This is a genomic window from Enterobacter sp. EC_50, assembly GCF_019584525.1.
GTDB lineage: Bacteria > Pseudomonadota > Gammaproteobacteria > Enterobacterales > Enterobacteriaceae > Enterobacter > Enterobacter roggenkampii.
Genome location: NZ_VDAF01000015.1, coordinates 39,032 through 57,445 on the forward strand (window position 1 = coordinate 39,032; position 18,414 = coordinate 57,445).

Sequence of the window (18,414 nt, forward strand, 5' to 3'; positions counted from 1 at the left end):
CGCTAACGCTTACCCGGCCTACGTTCGGGGGAGAGTCTACTTCAACACATATCCATACAGCCGCTTAATCCCGTCGGCATCCTTCTCGCTGTAAACGCCCTGCAGCTCCGGCGAGAAGCCCGGCAGCAGGTTGATGCCCTCCTCCAGCGCCAGGAAGTAACGCTGTACCGCCCCGCCCCAGACTTCACCCGGCACCACGCACAGCACGCCCGGCGGATAGGGTAGCGCCCCTTCGGCAGCAATCCGCCCTTCGGCATCCCGTATGCGGACCAGCTCCACGTTCCCGCGAATATACGCCTGATTGGCATCCTGCGGGTTCATCAGCACCTCAGGCAGGCTCTCCTTGCGGAACATCGCCTTCTGCAAATCCTTCACGTCGAAGCTGACGTAGAGATCGTGCATCTCCTGACACAGCTGGCGAAGGGTATAATCCCGATAGCGCACCGGGTATTTCTGGAAGATCGTCGGCAGCACGTCGGCCAGCGGGGTGTCGTCTTCAATATGTTGTTCAAACTGTCCCAGCATTGCCACCAGCTGCGCCAGCTTCTCGCTGCTTTCGGCAGGCGTCAGCAGGAACAGGATCGAGTTAAGGTCGCATTTTTCCGGCACGATGCCGTTTTCACGCAGGTAGTGCGCCAGAATCGTCGCCGGGATCCCGAAATCGGTGTACTCCCCGGTTTCGGCATCAATGCCCGGCGTGGTCAGCAGCAGCTTGCACGGGTCAACAAAGTACTGCTCGCTCGCATAGCCCTCAAACCCGTGCCATTTGGCCCCCGGCTCGAAGCTGAAGAAGCGCAGCTCGCTGGCAATGGCGTGCGTCGGATGATCCTGCCACGGCCGCCCCGCCACCACCGGTGGGATAAACGGCTTGATCATATGGCAGTTGGCGATGATGGCCTTGCGCGCCTCAATGCCCAGCTCCACACACTCGGCCCACAGCCTGCGCCCGCTTTCCCCTTCGTGGATTTTCGCATTGACGTCCAGCGCCGCGAACAGCGGGTAAAACGGGCTGGTGGAGGCATGCAGCATAAAGGCGTTGTTCAGCCGCTTGTGCGGGCAGAAACGCGCCTGGCCGCGAATGTGGTTATCCTTTTTATGGATCTGCGAGGTTTGCGAGAACCCGGCCTGCTGTTTGTGCACCGACTGGGTCACGAAAATGCCCGGATCGTTCTCGTTCAGTTCCAGCAACAGCGGGGACGTTTCCGCCATCATCGGAATAAACTGCTCGTAGCCTACCCAGGCGGAGTCAAAGAGAATGTAGTCGCACAGATGGCCGATCTTGTCGATCACCTGACGGGCGTTGTAGATCGTCCCGTCGTAGGTGCCAAGCTGAATGATCGCCAGGCGGAACGGGCGGGCCTCGTCGGCCTTTTCCGGCGCCGCCTCGCGGATCAGGTCCCGCAGATACGCCTCGTCAAAGCAGTGGTCGTCAATCCCGCCAATAAAGCCAAACGGGTTACGCGCAGCCTCAAGGTAAACCGGCGTGGCGCCCGCCTGGATCAGCGCCCCGTGGTGGTTAGATTTATGGTTGTTGCGGTCGAACAGCACCAGATCGCCGCGGGTGAGCAGCGCGTTGGTCACCACCTTGTTGGCCGCCGACGTGCCGTTCAGCACGAAGTAGGTTTTATCCGCGTTGAAGACTTTCGCCGCAAACTTTTGCGCATGCTTGGCGGACCCTTCGTGGATCAGCAGATCGCCCAGCTTCACGTCGGCATTGCACATGTCCGCGCGGAACACGTTCTCACCGAAGAAATCATAGAACTGCCGCCCTGCCGGATGCTTTTTGAAAAACGCGCCGTGCTGGTGGCCCGGACAGGCGAAAGTGCTGTTGCCCATCTCCACATACTGACTCAGGGTGTCGAAAAACGGCGGCAGCAGGTTCTCTTCGTAACGGCTGGCAGCAGTCTCCAGTTCCAGAAACTCCTGAGCTTTACCCGAGATGACCGCGGTGGCGCCGTCAGGCACCTCCGTTGGCTCCTGAGAGAAAATAAACACCGGTAAATGAAAGCCCGTGCGTTTCAGCAAGGCAAGGATGCCGCTGCGACTCTCTGTCGTCGTCATGACGACGGCTGCCACATCGGTGAAATCCGTGCTGTCCAGCGTCACCTTTTCGCGATGCGTAGACACCGTTGAGAGCAGCTCGCGGCTGACGGCGATTTTCATGGTTTTCATAAGCGCAATTACCCTCACCGAACGGTGAGACAGGGAGGAGAAAATTCGCGCAATAATGTCACCTTTTATTTTGAGGTGCAAGAAGGAATCAGTATGCACGTATATCACCCAAAGCTAAGGCCCGCGCTGCGCTGACGTGCCATAATAATGCAATATCAATGATTAAATAACAGGAGTTAAGCGTGGTTATCGGGCCATTTATCAACGCAGGAGCCGTATTGCTGGGCGGCGTACTCGGCGCAGTACTGAGCCAGCGGCTGCCGGAGCGTATCCGCTCATCCATGCCCTCGATATTCGGCCTGGCCTCGTTAGGGATCGGTATTCTGTTAGTGGTCAAATGCGCCAACCTGCCGGTGATGGTGTTGGCCACCCTGCTCGGCGCGCTGATTGGCGAGTTTTGCTATCTGGAAAAAGGCATCAATAATGCGGTAGGCAAAGCCAAAAACCTGATAGCCCGACCGGGCAAGGCGAAGCACGGCACGCACGAGACGTTTATTCAGAACTATGTCGCCATCATTATTCTGTTTTGCGCCAGCGGCACCGGGATTTTCGGTTCGATGCAGGAAGGGATGACGGGCGATCCGAGCATTTTGATTGCAAAAGCGTTTCTGGATTTCTTCACCGCCACTATTTTTGCCACCACGCTCGGCATTGCCGTCGCGGCGATTTGCGTGCCGATGCTGCTTATCCAGTTGGCACTGGCTACCTGCGCCACGTTAATTCTCCCGCTCACTACGCCGGCGATGATGGCAGACTTTACCGCCGTCGGCGGCCTGCTGCTACTGGCAACAGGGCTGCGCATCTGTGGGATCAAGATGTTTGCCGTGGTGAACATGCTGCCCGCGCTGCTGCTCGCCATGCCGCTCTCCGCGCTCTGGACGCACTTTTTCGCTTAAGGATGCGGCGAAATGGTGAGAGATTGCGCAGTCCGTAACGAAAACAACATTTTTCGTTGACGCCACCGGGCAGATCGGGTTTAATGCGCCCCGTTGCCCGGATAGCTCAGTCGGTAGAGCAGGGGATTGAAAATCCCCGTGTCCTTGGTTCGATTCCGAGTCCGGGCACCACTATTTAAAGAACCCGCCCTCGTGGCGGGTTTTTGCTTTCTGAGTCAACAACTTGTTGGTTTATCAGTAGTTACCCCTCTTATCTTTCCTCCGGCCCCGCTTCCCGGTGGTACAAAATGGGCATTATGATAAAGCCTACCAAAGACCGAAACGGCACCTACTATACAGTGGACACATGCCGGATTGCCCAGGGCCTCCGAAAACGTCCAGTCGTGCTGCACATCCGGCCTGATTGATGGTGAAATTCCCGACAAAAACGGCTGGCTTTCCGCTGGTGTTGCCCTTTCCCTACTACAGCGGCCACTCAAGCGAGAACGGGCTTCTCATTGATGCCATTGAGCAAAAATCTGGCCTGATACTTTCGGTGATGCCCGGTGAAAGCCGTCTAGTAGGCCGAGGTGTGTAGCTGCAAAAAGCGACTTCTGCTTCAGACCCCGTAACCACATTGCTACTATATTGTGCATGCGTTGGAACGCATGGCAGTCAGAGGGAGCCGTTTATCAGTCTAAACAGACGCCGGTAAAGCAATTGAGAGGAATTACAATGGATGCAGCATTGCTTAACATGATGCAATCAGGTGGAAGAAATAAAGCCTGGGCGGAAACGATGGTGAATATGGAAGCCAGGAAACTGGTAAATACAGCCAACACTCTGTCGGCTTTTCATCTCAGCGATGGTCTGACTCGAATGAAGTTCATTCAGGAAATTCGGGACCTCATAGAACAACAGTTTACGCTAGCTCGTCAGGCTAAATCAGATAAAGAATGCATGGACTGCGTTAAAATACTTCGGGAAGAAAACTATAACCTCCTGGAACAAGCTCGTTTATTACGAACGAAGGCAGCGAAGCTTTACGCGAAAGTCGAGTTCATCCGAGAGAATAACAAAATTGTTGGGTATGTTATCTCGGCAGTTAGTGTTGTCCTGGCCGGTGCTGAAATAGCCGCAGGATTTACACTGATTGGCACGATGACCCCTCTCGGAGTTCTTGCTGGTGCGATTCTGGTTACTGACGGGGCAAACAGCATCAGTAAAGAAGTGGCTCGCTACGCAACGAACAACACTACCAGTGAAGGGCTGGTCGCGAATGCCGCGATGTCTACAGCTGAGTTTATGGGCTTTAGTCGTGAGAATGGTTTAGGTGTCTACAAATCAATCTCACTGGCCGCTAATGCGTATACCATTTTTGGCTTGTTACGGCGACCTGGTACCTGGCGACTGTTTCGTTATCTACCCACAGACTATTACCGAAAGGTGAGCACATTGAGCCGCCCGCAGCTTACAATGAAAATAGCAGGTTACGGCGTGAAAGCTAAGATTATTTTTGATCTGTTGTCCGTCAGCGACCCGTCTCAGAATTAGTCAGCATTTTACGGTAACGCCAGGATTTGTAGCCAAGTTTTGCTGGCGTTATATACCAGATAAAAGGTAGTACAATCAATAACGTGAGCGCAAGTGTCAGACTTGTATCCCTGGATGCAAGTAAAAGAGTTAAAGCCAGTATGATAAAGGCAATAATAGTTATCCACTTCATTGCCTTAAAACGATTGGCCAGATCATGAGTTACGCTATCAAACGAACCACCGTAATTCTCGATATTGTTTTTTAGCTTTTGAAGATCTCGTTTACTAAAACCTGATTTTAAAAGTGCTTCTTCGCTGGTCATTCTACTAACCATCCCATAACTCACTGAAACATGTGACGAAGTTTAACTGAATTTGACGGATAAATCGCTACCTGTCGATATTTGTCAAATTTATATTTATATCAAATAGTTGAAGATATCTTACAGTGGCGGTGACCAGACTCTTCAATCGTGTCCATGACAACGTCCTTGTGTCGTTTTGAGCCAGAGTAAATCCAAACCCAAGGCCAGGAAGTTGTCCTCATCCAGCGTTCTCAAACCTCTGAATACCGCCCGCAATTATGCTTTTGTTCTCTCCCCAACCCAGGGATCGTTCCCACCTGCGCCCAGCAGTTTGTTTTTGAAGATAAACAAACACGCCTCGTTGAAGTTCTCCGCCCCCAGCCGTTCCGAGAGCGCCATTCGTTTGCGATAGAGACTTTTCACCGACGTATTCAGCTCGCCTGCAATCTCCTCCATTGACATCCCTGCTCTCAGCAACCGCAACATGATCGTTTCATGCGTGCTCAGCCGTAAATTCAGCAGCCACTTCGTGGTCAGGCGACGGCCCTTCATATTGAGCACCAGGTTAAACAGCGAGGCCATATCCGGTGCCGTCAGCGACGTATTCATAAACAGCTTCATACTGAGCAGATTCTCCTCGCGATGGCGCATATCAAGCATAACGCAGCAAATCGTTTTTTTCGTTCTGGCCGGATGGCGTATCAGGTAATCATATAAACGGAGCGGCGCACGACTATCAATCAATACAGAATATTCATCTGCACCGTTATCAAATATGTTTCTGTCAATCGAATCGAGCAGGATAATATCCGGAAAAAATATCCGCATCCCCCTGACAAGGTAGCGATCCTGAGTCACTAACACTATTGAAGTTGCCACTAACCATCCCTTTTAGATTAAAGCAAGAACGATCCTGCGAAAAGAAGACCGCCTTCGTTTTATAGCGCTGTTATATTAACGATAGATGTATTCTGGCTTTAGACATCCCTCAATACACACATTGATGAGTAAGACTTCCTGTAGACTATCATTCAATGTCTGTCTTTAATTATAAATAAAAAACAATCGCAGAAAAGTCACTTCTCTAAACATTAAGAATTTTTGTCATGAAACTTCCCAAACATGCACCAGAAAGTACTTTAATTGAGGCTAGCAAGCGTCATTAAAAATATATACAAAACTGTCACAATAAAAATAAAAGCATTATATTTCAATGAATTACAATTAACCACTCAATTCAAAATAAACACAAAAATCCGCTCATTACAGAATTATCTCAAAACGACACAGCCGCTTTTCAGCATATTTATCGGGCAACATATCGGGTGTACATTACCTCCCATCCAGTCCACTAAGATGAGGCTCCATAATTACCTTTAAGTAAGTACCCCTTAACGTTACTGCATTCAGATTTAATGTTCTCATTTATGGCCTTTAACGCAGAGTTAAAAGGCAGCCGTGTTATGCAATGGATTCATGATAAACAAATGGCAAATAGATATGGAAAGATCGCTTCGCTTCAGTACATTATTCTTTTATCGCACCCCAACATTATTGTTTCTGTTATTGCTCTTTCCTGTTCTGGTTCAGGCGACGGAATCCGTTTATGAGCAACAGATTCAACAGGCGCGTAACGGTAATTACACGTCGTTTCTCGATTATCTTCAGCGTTATCAGCAGCAGCATGCCCTGACGCCCGAGCACGTTGCGGACTGGTTACAGGTGGCGGCCTGGGCAGGTCATGATGACGAGGTTATTAAGGTCTGGCAGCGCTACAGCATTTATATGCCGCTGCCCGCCCGCGGCGTTGCGGCTGTCGCGCAGGCCAGACGAAATCAGAAAGCGTGGGAGCCCGCTCTGGCGCTCTGGAAAGAAGCGCGCAGCCTTGCGCCGGATAACGACGATTATCGTATCGGCTATATCAAAACCCTGGCCGATGCCCGTAAAGATACGCTTGCCCTTCAGGAGGCCCGACGGCTGGTGGCGGAGGCCCCCTCGCAGGCGCATCTTCAGACGCTGGCATACGTCTGGCTACGCCAGGGAAAAGGCTGGGATCGGCTTTTAGCCGACACGCGCGCGCTGTATATCGCGCCAGAAAATCACGCGCTTCTCCGCGAGCGGGTCGACGCGCTAAAGGATAACCGGGTCAATACCCCCGCGCTCCTGCTTTCACAAAAGGTGGCGCTAGCCCCCGCGGAGCGTCGTCGTCTTGAGCTGAATGCCGCCGCCGAAAGCGTTCGCCTTGCAGACGTGCCTGGCAGAACAGAAAAGGAGCGCCTGCAGCTTGCGCAATCCGCGCTGAATCGTTACGACGCGCTGCTGTCTCGCTGGCAGAGCGAGCCGCAGGCGGCGGAAGACGTCGTACTTGCGCGTATCGACCGGCTCGGCGCGCTCTACGCTCATGCCGATTACCCGCGGGTCATCAGCGAATATCAGGATCTGACGGCAGCCCGGCATCCGGTGCCGGGCTGGGCAATCGGCTGGGTGATCTCCGCATATCTGCAGGAGAAAAACGCTGCCGCCGCCTTCGCGCTTCTGCAACGCTATCCGCAGTACGCATCCGATCCGCAGGACGAGGAGCACGCGCTTTTCTACGCCTGGCTGGATACGGGAGAGTATCCGTCCGCCCGCCGGTATGCAGAGCGCCACACCCGCAACGTTCCCTGGACCCGTTACGATTTCGGTTCCCCTACCGCTCAGCCGAACGATCGGTGGCTTACCGGTCAGTCGCTTCGTTTTAACTATTTGCTGGCGACGAATGCCCTGCCGGAAGCCGAAAAGCTGGCGCGACGTATGGCGACAACGGCACCGGGCAATCAGGGTTTGCAGATTGACTACGCTACCCTGCTGCAGGCGCGAGGTCTGCCGCGCGCGGCCGAGCAAACGCTGAAAATGGCGGAGGCGCTGGAGCCCTCGAATCTGGAACTTGAGCAGCAGCAGGCTTACGTCGCCATGGATCTGCAGGAGTGGCGGCAGATGGATTTACTGGCCGACGACGTCGTTGCCCGCGCGCCGCGCGATCGCAGCACAAGGCGTCTGGACAGGCTCCGCACCGTCCACCATATGTCCGAGCTGCGCCTCAACGCGAGCAAGGGTTTGCACTCCGATAACCCCGTCAGTGGGACGCACGACCTCAACTGGGACGCCACGCTCTATGGCCCGCCCGTAGCGGATAACTGGCGGCTGTTTGCCGGCACCCGCTATGCAGAGGGCAATTTCGATGAAGGCAAAGGCTCCAGCCGTCACCTGTTGGGCGGCATCGAATGGCGACCACGCGATCTCCAGCTCGAAGCCGAGCTCTCCAGCAACCGCTATCACGGGGCAAACAAACCGGGGGCTCGCCTCTCAACGACGTACAGCCTCACCGATAGCTGGCAGGTCAGCGGCAGCCTTGAGCGCCTGTCGCGCAACACGCCCCTGCGGGCGTTACGCAACGGGATCAGCGCCAACCGGGGGGAAGGCGGGGTGCGTTGGTATCAAAACGAGCGCCGTGAGTACCAGTTCAGCGCCGCCGTCAGCCGCTTCTCGGATCATAACCGCCGACAGGAATACACCCTCACGGGCAAGGAGCGTCTCTGGCAGACCCCGTCCCTGACGATGGATCTCGAACCGGGGATCGCCGCCAGCAAAAACAGCCTGCGGGACACCCTCTATTACAACCCGGCGCGGGATCTCTCCGTGATGGCCGCCCTGACCGTTGACCATGAGCTGGTCCGCCATTACGACAACCTCTGGAGCCAGCAGTTCGTGGCGGGAGGCGGCCGCTACTGGCAGAAAAATCAGTCCGCTGGTGCCATCGCTGTGCTGGGTTACGGACAACGCGTTCAGTGGAACAACGTCATGGATACCGGCGTGATGCTGAACTGGGACAAGCGCCCTTACGACGGCAAACGCGAGAGCAACCTCTCCGTCACGTTTGATGCGACTATACGCTTTTAAGGATGATGATAATGAACACACGTTTTTCCGCGAGCCTGATACTCATCGGCTGGCTCTGCCTCAGCGCAAATGTCTGCGCGCAGGCATTTTCGTTTATTGCGCCCAAAGATCGGCCGCAGCTGGAGGCGAGCAAACCCTGGCCGCAGAACCAGTTTCTGGTGCTGGCCTACCACGACGTCGAAGACGATGCCGCCGATCAGCGCTACCTCTCCGTGCGCACCAGCGCGCTAAACGAGCAGATCGGTTGGCTGCTGCACAACGGTTATCACGTCATCAGCGTGCAGGACATTCTGGATGCCCATGACGGAAAAAAAACGCTGCCGCCCAAAGCCGTTCTGCTCAGCTTTGACGACGGCTACAGCAGCTTTTACACCCGCGTCTGGCCACTGCTTCAGGCGTGGAACGTCCCTGCGCTCTGGGCGCCGGTGGGCAGCTGGGTGGATACGCCGGAAAATCAAAAAGTTAACTTCGGCGGCCTGATGACGCCCCGCGATCGCTTCGCGACGTGGGATATGGTGCGCGAGCTCAGCCGGTCTCCGCTGATTGAGATCGGGTCGCACACCTGGGCCTCGCATTACGGCATTGTTGCCAACCCGCAGGGCAGCCGCGAACCCGCCATCGCCAACCGCTTTTACGATAAAGCGACGGGCCGCTATGAAACCGATCGGCAGTTCAACCAGCGGATCGGCGATGACGTTCGCAAAGTGACTGAAAAAATCACGCAGGTGACGGGCAAGGCGCCGCGCGCCTGGGTCTGGCCCTACGGTGCCGCCAACGGCACGTCGCTCGCCATCGCCAGACAGCAGGGTTATCAGCTGGCCTTTACCCTTGAGGACGGGCTGGGGAACGTGCAGGAGCTGGGCAACATCCCCCGTCTGCTGATCGCCGGCAATCCCTCGCTTAAGGCGTTTGCCAGTACGGTCAGCCAGGTTCAGGAGCGCGAGCCCGTGCGCGTCATGCACGTCGATCTCGACTACGTTTACGATCCTAATCCAGCCCAGCAGACGCAAAATATCAACAGGCTGATCCAGCGGGTCTACGACATGAAAATCAGCCATGTTTTCCTGCAGGCGTTTGCCGACCCGCAGGGCGACGGCAGGATCAGGGCGCTCTATTTCCCCAACCGCCAGCTGCCGGTCCGGGCCGATCTTTTTAATTTTGTCTCCTGGCAGCTGCAAACCCGGGCGGGCGTGAAAGTCTTCGCGTGGATGCCGGTGCTCTCGTTCGATCTCGATCCTGCCCTGCCGCGCGTGCAGCGTCGGGACCGCTCGTCAGGCCAGCGGCGCGAAGCCACCGATCCCTATATCCGGCTCTCCCCGTGGGACCCGCAGGTGCGCCAGCAGGTGACGGACATCTATGAAGATCTGGCCCGCTATGCCAGCTTCAACGGGATCTTGTTCCATGACGATGCGGTGCTGACCGACGTGGACGATGGCCCTCAGAGCACAACACGTCAGAAAAGCCAGACGCTTATCGGGTTTACCCACGCCCTGAGCCTCGCGGTGAAGCATATCCGTGGCCCGCAGATAAAAACCGCGCGCAACATGTTCGCCTTGCCCATTCTGCAGCCCGAAAGCGAAGCGTGGTTCGCCCAGAATCTTGACGATTTTCTGGCGGAGTATGACTGGACGGTGCCGATGGCCATGCCGCTGATGGAGTCCGTCCCGGCAGACGAGAGCGACGCCTGGCTGACGCGTCTGGTTAACGCGGTCGCCGCGCGTCCCGGCGCGCTCGATAAAACCATTTTCGAGCTGCAGGCCCGGGACTGGGAGCGGAAACCGCAGCGCGCCGTTTCCGACAGCCAACTGGCACAGTGGATGCGCGTGCTCCAGCTGAACGGCGTCAAAAACTACGGCTACTACCCCGACGATTTCATCAACAACCAACCTGATATCTCACGCATCAGGCCTGTATTTTCTTCGTACTGGTACCCTGACAATGACTGATCGCATTATCGCCTTTTCTATTTTATGTCTGGTATTCGGGTTGCCGTTAGGCGTGGCCGCCCTCTTTACCGGCGAGCTGATTCTGGATTTTGTGTTCTTCTGGCCGCTGTTCATGTCCGTGCTCTGGATAACCGGCGGGCTCTATTTCTGGTTTCAGCTTGAACGCCACTGGTCGTGGGAGAAAGAGACGCCCGCCCCGACGCTCGCCGGTGAGCCGCTCATCTCCATTCTTATCCCCTGCTTCAACGAGGGAAGGAATGCCCGGGAGACCATCAGCGCCGCGCTGGATCAGCGGTATGAAAATATCGAAGTTATCGCCATCAACGACGGCTCGTCTGACAACACCGCGCAGGTGCTGCAGGCGCTGGCGCAGGAACATCCGCGCCTGCGGGTAATTAATCTCGCAGAAAACCAGGGGAAAGCGCTGGCGCTCAAAGCCGGGGCAGCGGCGGCCCGGGGCGATCTGCTGGTCTGCATTGACGGCGACGCCCTGCTCGACCGCGATACGGCAGCGTATCTGGTGGCCCCGCTGATTCAGTATCCCCACGTCGGGGCGGTCACCGGGAATCCGCGTATCCGCACGCGCTCCACGCTGATTGGCCGCATTCAGGTGGGCGAGTTCTCATCGATTATCGGGCTCATCAAGCGGACGCAGCGGATCTATGGCCGGGTCTTTACCGTCTCGGGCGTCATCGCCGCCTTTCGCCGACAGGCGCTGGCGGACGTCGGGTACTGGAGCCCGGACATGATCACCGAAGACATCGACATCAGCTGGAAGCTGCAGCTGCGCCACTGGGATATCTTTTTCGAGCCGCGGGCGCTGTGCTGGATCCTGATGCCGGAGACGCTGAAGGGCCTGTGGAAACAGCGTCTGCGCTGGGCCCAGGGCGGTGCGGAGGTGTTTCTGGTCAACCTTCGCAGGATTGTGCGCTGGGAGCATCACCGCATGTGGCCCCTGTTTCTTGAGTATGCCCTGTCAACGCTGTGGGCCTTCGCCTACGCCATGACGGTGCTGTTATTTATCCTCAGCCATATCACGCCGATTCCCGCCAGGCTGACCGTGGAGAGCCTCTTTCCACCGGAGTTTACCGGGCTGCTGCTGGGCGTGATGTGCCTGCTGCAGTTCCTGGTCAGCCTGTTCATCGAGCGTCGCTATGAACGGAAGGTGGCCAGCTCGCTTTTCTGGGTGATCTGGTTCCCGATGGTGTACTGGATGATCGGCCTGTTCACCACCCTCGTCGCATTTCCAAAAGTCATGCTTAAACGCCAGCGCGCCCGCGCGCGCTGGATCAGTCCGGACCGGGGAAAAGGAAGCCTTCAATGAACGAAAATACCTTAATTCTGACCGAACATCGGCTCTTGCCACGTCTTTTCGATGCCGCGTTAACGCTGGTGGCGTGGGGAGGCTTTCTGTTTTTCCTGTATGCCCGGCTCTGGATGCAGCTCACCGAGGAGAGCGACCACCGCTGGAGCGTGATTATTGCGTCCTTTAATACGGTGTTGCTCTACCTGCTTTTCGCCGCGCTCAACGGCTGGCTGCTGATTTTGTGGTATCAGTACAATCGCCGTCGGGCCCACGCGAGGCGGCGTCAGCCTGGCTATTTTCACCAGGAGGAGCTGGCCCGCAGCTTTAATGTCTCACCGCAGATCATCTCTGAGATGAGCCAGTACAACCTGCTGACGGTCTATCATGACCAGATTGGCCGCATCATCGATCTGAAGATCAACGGGCAGGAAGAGGAAGAACAGTAACGAAAAGCCCCCACAGAATACCCTGCGGGGGCGTTTTTATTGCGGGTAAGAGCTACTTATCTTTAACCACGATCAGCGGCTCAATATCGCTCTCTTTCTTCACCACCAGCGAGTCATCGCCGCGCAGGCAGGTCCCACCGTAGTTCCCGCCCACGGTAAAAGTACAGACCTGTATGTACTTGCCGTCGACCTTCGGCAGGCACCACAGCTGCTGGTAGATGTTTTTGCGGTCAACAAACTTGCCGCTGGATTTATCCAGCAGTTCGTCCTGGGCGCTGATCAGATCGATATTGCTGCCGCAGCGTCCGGCAATCGGCTTAACGGCGTATCCGGTCTGCTTCAGCAGATCGTTGACCTCAAAATCGGTGTCGAGCAGATAACGGTGGTTCGGGAACAGTTGCCACAGCACAGGGAGAATCGCCTTGTTGCCGGGAATAACGGTCCACAGGGGTTCAAAGACTAGCACCTCCGGGCGCAGCAGGACGTCAATCAGGCGCACTTCGCCTTCAGGATGTCCGGTGCGGATCGGCACCGCAGCGTATTCGGTTTCGCTGACCTCGCGGATCTGCTCAATCGCCGTCTCCCACGCCCAGGTTTTCCACACGCAGTTGACGTGGCGGCCTTCGTCGTCAATTAGCTGTCCGGCGGCATCCCAGCTGAGCGCCCCCAGCCCGTGGAGGATTTTGGTCTCGAACCCGGCCTGCAGCAGAGAACGCTGGATAAAGAGCGCGTGATAGTCCTCTTCGACATCGTTGTCCTGCATGATGTGGACGAATGGCCGGGCGTGGCTGTGCTTCCAGGCGCCGGTCAGCTCTTCCAGCAGGCCTTCTGCCGGGTTATGCCCGTTACCGCGATAGCCATTTTTTACCCACTCTTCGAGAATCAGCCCGCCCTCGGTATGGCAGGAGGCGGAGTCGGCGTTGTACTCGTAGACCTTGATGCCGCGCTCATCCATGCAGAAATCCATACGACCGGTGATCATATGGTGACGGCGCCACTGCCAGGAGAGGCGCAGGCGCGGCCAGAGGATTTTCGGGATGTCGAAAAGCGCCAGCAGGCTGTCGTCTTTCAGCACCTTATCCGTGGCGTGCAGGTACATCAGGTGCAGCTCGTTGGTGGCTTTGATCAGCTCCTGCTCGGCGCTTTCGGTAATGGTGAAGTACTGGCAGGGATCTTTGTTGATCACGTGACCGTTGGCGCGAATATACGCCTGCTGCAGCGCGTCATTTTCGTTGAGCCATTTCCCGTCGAACTGACGTGTGTTTTTCAGCCGCGCGCCGCTGATTTTCAGCAGTTCGCCGTCGATTTCCGGCTGCGGAATGCTGTGTTCTGTGTCGTCGGTCTGGATCATCCAGCCGAGAATTTCCGTGTCGCTGAAGGTGTCGTGGAGGGTGTAACACCCGTTCTCCACGCTCAGGCGCAGCTCGCGCGTCCACTGCTGCCCGAGCGGCAGCGGAGAGTGAATGACGTTCTGCTCCGCGATTCGCACCTTATCGTCCAGAAGCTGGGTGATCACCGCCACGTGGCCGGTCTCGTGAAACTCGCCGCCCTTTTGCCAGATCAGCAGCGCCCCGGCGCGCGGCGCGCGTTTTGAGCCGTTGGCAAAAGCCTGAAGGGGCAGAATGTTATCGTTCACCACCTGACGCAAAAAGCGCAGAGAGAAAATTTCCCACGCCATACCGACGTCGGTAAACACGAAGCCATAGTTGAGGAACAGGAAACGGCGGGCAAACTCAACGCACTGCCACTTGTGGCCCATGTATTCGTTGCCGATATAGCTGCGGAAATCCGCATCTTCCGGATAGTTTCGCGGGTCCAGACTGCCGTAATTTGAAGAGTAAATCGCCACGCCACCGGGCGCATAGCCTAACAATGTCCCGAATGGCGCATCACTGCTTAACGTTCCTTTACGCATGTATCCAACCTAAAACAGGCAGGCGGCAATTTTTATGGGTTGTCGTCGTCTGCACGTTGTAATTAACCTGACAGAGGAGCGTTTATCATACACCTGCGTGGTAAATAATTCGCCTTACCCGGCCGACAAAACGCAAAACCCTGTAGGTCGGGTAAGCGAAGCGCCACCCGACACGTTTAAGGCTCACATCTTAAACAGCCAGCACGCCGCGAAATGCCCTGGCGCGATCTCCTGCATGGCAGGCTCCTGCGTCTGGCAAACCGGCATGGCGTGCGGGCAGCGGCTGCAGAACTTACAGCCCGGCAGCGCGGACGTAGGGCCGGGCATTTCGCCGCGCAGGGTGGCGTCTTCGAGGTTGCGAATCCGCGGGTCGGGCTGGGGAACCGCCGCCAGCAGCGCGCGGGTATAAGGGTGCGCCGGACGCTGATACAGCTCATTCGCCGGGGCTACCTCCACCAGCTTACCGAGATACATCACCCCAATGCGGCTGGAGATATGACGCACCATCGAGAGATCGTGGGCGATGAACAGATAGGTCAGCCCCAGCTCCTGCTGAAGATCCTGCAGAATATTCACCACCTGCGCCTGCACCGAGACGTCCAGCGCCGAGAGCGGCTCATCGCACAGCACAAATTCGGGACGCACGGACAACGCGCGGGCAATACTGATGCGCTGGCGCTGCCCGCCGCTGAACTCATGCGGAAACCGCTCAAGGTGTTCCTGCTTCAGCCCCACTTTGTAGAGCAGCGTTTCCGTCCGTTCGCGCTGTTCTTCCCGGCTGTAGCCGTGGATCTGCATCGGCTCGGCCACCAGCTGTCGCACGGTCATACCGGGGTTGAGCGAGGAGTAAGGGTCCTGAAAAATCGCCTGCATCCGCTTACGCAGCGGCTTGAGCTCTTTTTCGCGGGCGTGGGCAATCGCCTGTCCGGCAAAGTGGATCTCGCCCGCGGTGATATCGAAAAGGCGCAGGATGGCGCGCCCGAGGGTGGATTTCCCGCAGCCGGACTCGCCCACCAGGCCAAACGTCTCGCCGGGCTGGATATCAAAGCTCACGCCATCAACCGCCTTCACCGCCGCGCCTTTACGCAGCAAACCGCCGTTAAGCGGGTAGTGCTTGCGCAGATCGCGCACGCTCACTAAGGGCACCTGTTGTTCACTCATGCCTGAATCTCCTTATCGGCCCATAGCCAGCAGGCGGCGCGATGGCCCTCTCCCATGGCGTAAAAGGCAGGCTGCCGCTCACACTGGGGCATGCGTTTCGGGCAGCGTTCGGCGAACGGACAGCCCGGCGGCGGGTTAAGCAGGCCAGGCGGCGCGCCTTCAATGGGCGATAAACGTTGATTGACCTCATCCGGGCGCGGCAGCGAGGCCAGCAGCCCCTGGGTGTAAGGATGCGCAGGGCGATAAAAAATGTCCTCCACGCTCCCCTCCTCCATCACCAGCCCGCCGTACATCACCACCACGCGGCTGCAGACCTGCGCCACCACGCCGAGATCGTGGGTGATCAGCAGAATCGCGGTTTGGGTCTGCTGTTGCAGGCTTTTCAGCAGACGCAGGATCTGCGCCTGAATGGTAACGTCCAGCGCGGTGGTCGGCTCATCGGCAATAAGAAGCTTCGGGTTGCAGGAGAGCGCAATGGCGATCATTACCCGCTGGCGCATCCCGCCGCTGAACTCGTGGGGATACTGGTCGTATCGGCGTTCCGCCTCGGCAATCCCCACCTGTTCCAGCATGGCGATCGCCGCCGCTTTGGCCGCTTTTTTGGTGAGTCCTTTGTTGCGCATCAGGATCTCGGTCATCTGTTTGCCGATGGTCAGCACCGGGTTCAGGGCAGTCATCGGATCCTGGAAAATCATCGCGATCTCGTTGCCGCGAATGGCGCGCATCTGCGCGGGCGTTTTCTGCGCCAGATCGTCATTCTGGAAGCGAACGCTGCCGCCGGTTATCCGTCCGTTGCTCCCCAGAAGCTGAATGATCGACTTACAGGTGACGCTTTTCCCGCAGCCCGACTCGCCGACGATGCCGACAAGTTCCCCCGGCTGTACCTGAAAGCTCACGCCACGCACCGCGTGAACCTCGCCCTCGCGGGTGCGGAAGGTGGTTTGCAGGTTCTCAAGCGCTAATAAGCTACTCATCGCGATTCGCTCCTGGCTCAAAGGCGGTACGGAACACATCGCCCAGCACGTTAAAGCTGAACACCGTCAGCAGGATAAGAATGCCGGGGAACATCGCCAGCCACGACGCTTCGCCAATATAAGACTGGGCGTTGTTAAGCATGCTTCCCCACGACGCCGCCGGTGCCTGCACGCCGAGCCCTAAGAAGCTGAGCGTCGACTCCATCAGAATGGCCGAGGCGATATTGAGCGTGGCGGCCACGATAATGGTCGGCAGCACGCCGGGAATAATGTGGCGAACGATAATGCGCAGCGGGTGCTCCCCCGACGCGCGGGCATAAAGCACATACTCGCGCTCTTTCACCGACAAGGTTTCAGCGCGCACCAGCCGCGACATGTTCATCCACGTCAGCAGGCTGATGATCAGAATGATGTTATCCACGCCCGGCTTGAGGTACGCATTCACCACCAGCAGCAGGAAGAAGGCCGGGATGGCCATCAGGATATCCACGGCGCGCATCATCAGGTTGTCCAGCCAGCCGCCAAAGTAGCCGCTCACCGTTCCCACCACCGTGCCGATAAGCGTGGAAAAGAGCATGGCGAGAAAACCGACCATCAGGGAGATCTGGCCGCCATACAGCGCGCGGGTGAAGTAGTCGCGCCCGTACTCGTCGGTGCCAAACCAGTGTGCGGCATCCGGCGGCAGCGTGCGTGCGCCGAGCGCCATCCGATCCGGATCGTACGGACTTAACCCCGCACAGAGCGCGGCGACAACGAAAATAAAAAGCACAAACAGGGAGAACTGCGCCGGACGGTTGCGGCGCAGCTGGTGACGAACCTGCTGCCAGCGTCTGCTCATGCGGGTTACCTCAGCGTACGAATGCGGGGATCGGCGAAGCGATAAAGCAGATCGGCGATCAGGTTACCGACGATCAGCATCATCGACGAGAGCATGATGATCGCCATGATCAGCGGGTAGTCCAGCGAGGCGATCGACTGGATCCCGAGCAGCCCCATCCCCGGCCAGGAGAAGACGCTTTCCGTCACGTAGGCCCCCACAATCAGCTCACCGAACGACAGCCCAAACAGGGTGATCACCGGCAGCAGCACGTTTTTCAGCACGTGGCGGAACAGAATGCTGGAACGCGTGGCGCCGTAAGCCAGCTGGGTCTGCACATAGTCGGCAGAGAGCTGCGAGATGGTGTTGGAGCGGATGTAGCGCACGTAGCTGGAGAGGTTGTAGAACGTGAGGGCAATGCACGGCAGCACGCCGTGGCGCAGCACGTCCAGCGCATTATCTTCCATGCCGATGGTGCGCATCCCCATGCTGGGGAACCAGTTAAGCTGCACGGCAAAGACCGTAATGAGCAAAATGCCGAACCAGAAAATCGGCACCGAGATGCCGATATAGGCGAACAGGTTCAGCAGGTGATCCAGCCAGCGGTGCTTAAATGCCCCCGCCAGCAGGCCCAGCGGGATCGCCAGCACGATCGCCAGCAGCAGCGACGCGCCCATCAGCCCCAGCGTGGCCGGAATGCGTTCGCCGATCATCTCCAGCACCGGGCGGTGGTAAATCAGCGAATAGCCGAGATCGCCCCGCAGGACGTTCTTCAGCCACAGAACGTACTGCGTGACCAGCGGCTTATCCAGCCCCAGGCTCTGGCGAATACGTTCGATATCTTCCGGAGCCATGCGCGGTGTGATGTACGCCGCCACCGGATCGCCGGGCGCGAGCTTGACCAGCAAAAACGCCACCAGCGAAATAAAGAACAGCATCGGCAGCAGCTGCAGCAGCCGACGCGTGAGAAGTGTGTTCACGACATGCCCTTACCAAGGCCCCGACCCGACGGCCGGGGCAATC

14 protein-coding genes and 1 tRNA gene are annotated in these 18,414 nt (G+C 57.1%); 7 read left to right on the top strand and 8 right to left on the bottom strand.

Annotation, left to right across the window (positions count from 1 at the left end):
- Positions 1-36: 36 nt before the first annotated feature.
- Positions 37-2,172 carry an ornithine decarboxylase gene (locus FHC48_RS13830; protein ID WP_059364430.1) on the bottom strand — a complete coding sequence of 712 codons (2,136 nt, stop codon included), beginning with the start codon at positions 2,170-2,172 and terminating at the stop codon, positions 37-39.
- 182 nt (positions 2,173-2,354) lie between these two features.
- Between FHC48_RS13830 and FHC48_RS13835 the strand changes: the two genes are divergently transcribed.
- The 3 genes from FHC48_RS13835 to FHC48_RS13845 all read left to right on the top strand — a co-directional run bounded on the left by FHC48_RS13835 (position 2,355) and on the right by FHC48_RS13845 (position 4,601).
- Positions 2,355-3,068 carry a DUF554 domain-containing protein gene (locus FHC48_RS13835; RefSeq protein ID WP_008499781.1) on the top strand — a complete coding sequence of 238 codons (714 nt, stop codon included), beginning with the start codon at positions 2,355-2,357 and terminating at the stop codon, positions 3,066-3,068.
- 95 nt (positions 3,069-3,163) lie between these two features.
- Positions 3,164-3,239: transfer RNA gene (locus FHC48_RS13840), tRNA-Phe, on the top strand.
- Positions 3,240-3,782: 543 nt separating this feature from the next.
- Positions 3,783-4,601, top strand: coding sequence for a DUF4225 domain-containing protein (locus FHC48_RS13845; RefSeq protein ID WP_023326053.1), 819 nt, complete (start codon positions 3,783-3,785; stop codon positions 4,599-4,601).
- On the opposite strand, the gene FHC48_RS13850 is transcribed toward FHC48_RS13845, so the two are convergent.
- Complete coding sequence (locus tag FHC48_RS13850; RefSeq protein WP_039265473.1) at positions 4,579-4,905, bottom strand: hypothetical protein; 327 nt, start codon at positions 4,903-4,905, stop codon at positions 4,579-4,581. The two genes, FHC48_RS13845 and FHC48_RS13850, sit on opposite strands and share 23 nt — an antisense overlap.
- 258 nt (positions 4,906-5,163) lie before the next feature.
- Positions 5,164-5,715 (bottom strand): LuxR C-terminal-related transcriptional regulator, encoded by a 552-nt coding sequence (locus FHC48_RS13855; RefSeq protein WP_059362139.1) that lies wholly within the window; start codon positions 5,713-5,715, stop codon positions 5,164-5,166.
- A 672-nt stretch (positions 5,716-6,387) separates the two neighbouring features.
- Between FHC48_RS13855 and pgaA the strand changes: the two genes are divergently transcribed.
- From pgaA to pgaD, 4 genes are read left to right on the top strand one after another with little or no spacing between them, the layout of a single operon-like run.
- A complete protein-coding gene (pgaA, locus tag FHC48_RS13860) occupies positions 6,388-8,826 on the top strand; it encodes a poly-beta-1,6 N-acetyl-D-glucosamine export porin PgaA (RefSeq protein ID WP_119312225.1) in 2,439 nt (812 codons plus the stop codon).
- Positions 8,827-8,828: 2 nt separating this feature from the next.
- Positions 8,829-10,772: a poly-beta-1,6-N-acetyl-D-glucosamine N-deacetylase PgaB gene (gene pgaB, locus FHC48_RS13865; protein WP_185949881.1), complete on the top strand. Its 1,944-nt coding sequence runs from the start codon at positions 8,829-8,831 to the stop codon at positions 10,770-10,772.
- Complete coding sequence (gene pgaC / locus FHC48_RS13870; protein ID WP_039024623.1) at positions 10,765-12,096, top strand: poly-beta-1,6-N-acetyl-D-glucosamine synthase; 1,332 nt, start codon at positions 10,765-10,767, stop codon at positions 12,094-12,096. The genes pgaB and pgaC overlap by 8 nt, the downstream gene beginning before the upstream one ends.
- On the top strand, positions 12,093-12,524 hold the full coding sequence (gene pgaD / locus FHC48_RS13875) for a poly-beta-1,6-N-acetyl-D-glucosamine biosynthesis protein PgaD (protein ID WP_008499789.1): 432 nt from the start codon (positions 12,093-12,095) through the stop codon (positions 12,522-12,524). The genes pgaC and pgaD overlap by 4 nt, the downstream gene beginning before the upstream one ends.
- A gap of 52 nt (positions 12,525-12,576) precedes the next feature.
- On the opposite strand, the gene gss is transcribed toward pgaD, so the two are convergent.
- The 5 genes from gss to FHC48_RS13900 form a co-directional block, all read right to left on the bottom strand.
- Entirely contained in the window at positions 12,577-14,439 is a 1,863-nt protein-coding gene (gene gss, locus FHC48_RS13880) for a bifunctional glutathionylspermidine amidase/synthase (protein ID WP_025912482.1), read from the bottom strand.
- 183 nt (positions 14,440-14,622) lie between these two features.
- Positions 14,623-15,600 (bottom strand): ABC transporter ATP-binding protein, encoded by a 978-nt coding sequence (locus tag FHC48_RS13885; protein ID WP_059365143.1) that lies wholly within the window; start codon positions 15,598-15,600, stop codon positions 14,623-14,625.
- Positions 15,597-16,574, bottom strand: coding sequence for an ABC transporter ATP-binding protein (locus FHC48_RS13890; protein WP_059365144.1), 978 nt, complete (start codon positions 16,572-16,574; stop codon positions 15,597-15,599). Before FHC48_RS13890 ends, FHC48_RS13885 begins: the two co-directional genes overlap by 4 nt.
- Positions 16,567-17,412: an ABC transporter permease gene (locus FHC48_RS13895; protein ID WP_023294546.1), complete on the bottom strand. Its 846-nt coding sequence runs from the start codon at positions 17,410-17,412 to the stop codon at positions 16,567-16,569. The genes FHC48_RS13890 and FHC48_RS13895 overlap by 8 nt, the downstream gene beginning before the upstream one ends.
- Before the next feature lie 5 nt (positions 17,413-17,417).
- Positions 17,418-18,371: an ABC transporter permease gene (locus FHC48_RS13900; RefSeq protein WP_084832257.1), complete on the bottom strand. Its 954-nt coding sequence runs from the start codon at positions 18,369-18,371 to the stop codon at positions 17,418-17,420.
- Between the last annotated feature and the right edge of the window lie 43 nt (positions 18,372-18,414).

Excerpts from the sequence above, each read along its gene's own strand:
- FHC48_RS13890 (WP_059365144.1), bottom strand. The coding sequence starts at position 16,574 with ATGAGTAGCTTATTAGCGCTTGAGAACCTGCAAACCACCTTCCGCACC.
- pgaD (WP_008499789.1), top strand. The coding sequence starts at position 12,093 with ATGAACGAAAATACCTTAATTCTGACCGAACATCGGCTCTTGCCACGT.
- pgaB (WP_185949881.1), top strand. The coding sequence starts at position 8,829 with ATGATGATAATGAACACACGTTTTTCCGCGAGCCTGATACTCATCGGC.
- FHC48_RS13830 (WP_059364430.1), bottom strand. The coding sequence starts at position 2,172 with ATGAAAACCATGAAAATCGCCGTCAGCCGCGAGCTGCTCTCAACGGTG.
- FHC48_RS13885 (WP_059365143.1), bottom strand. The coding sequence starts at position 15,600 with ATGAGTGAACAACAGGTGCCCTTAGTGAGCGTGCGCGATCTGCGCAAG.
- gss (WP_025912482.1), bottom strand. The coding sequence starts at position 14,439 with ATGCGTAAAGGAACGTTAAGCAGTGATGCGCCATTCGGGACATTGTTA.
- pgaA (WP_119312225.1), top strand. The coding sequence starts at position 6,388 with ATGGAAAGATCGCTTCGCTTCAGTACATTATTCTTTTATCGCACCCCA.
- FHC48_RS13845 (WP_023326053.1), top strand. The coding sequence starts at position 3,783 with ATGGATGCAGCATTGCTTAACATGATGCAATCAGGTGGAAGAAATAAA.
- FHC48_RS13855 (WP_059362139.1), bottom strand. The coding sequence starts at position 5,715 with ATGCGGATATTTTTTCCGGATATTATCCTGCTCGATTCGATTGACAGA.
- FHC48_RS13895 (WP_023294546.1), bottom strand. The coding sequence starts at position 17,412 with ATGAGCAGACGCTGGCAGCAGGTTCGTCACCAGCTGCGCCGCAACCGT.
- pgaC (WP_039024623.1), top strand. The coding sequence starts at position 10,765 with ATGACTGATCGCATTATCGCCTTTTCTATTTTATGTCTGGTATTCGGG.
- FHC48_RS13850 (WP_039265473.1), bottom strand. The coding sequence starts at position 4,905 with ATGACCAGCGAAGAAGCACTTTTAAAATCAGGTTTTAGTAAACGAGAT.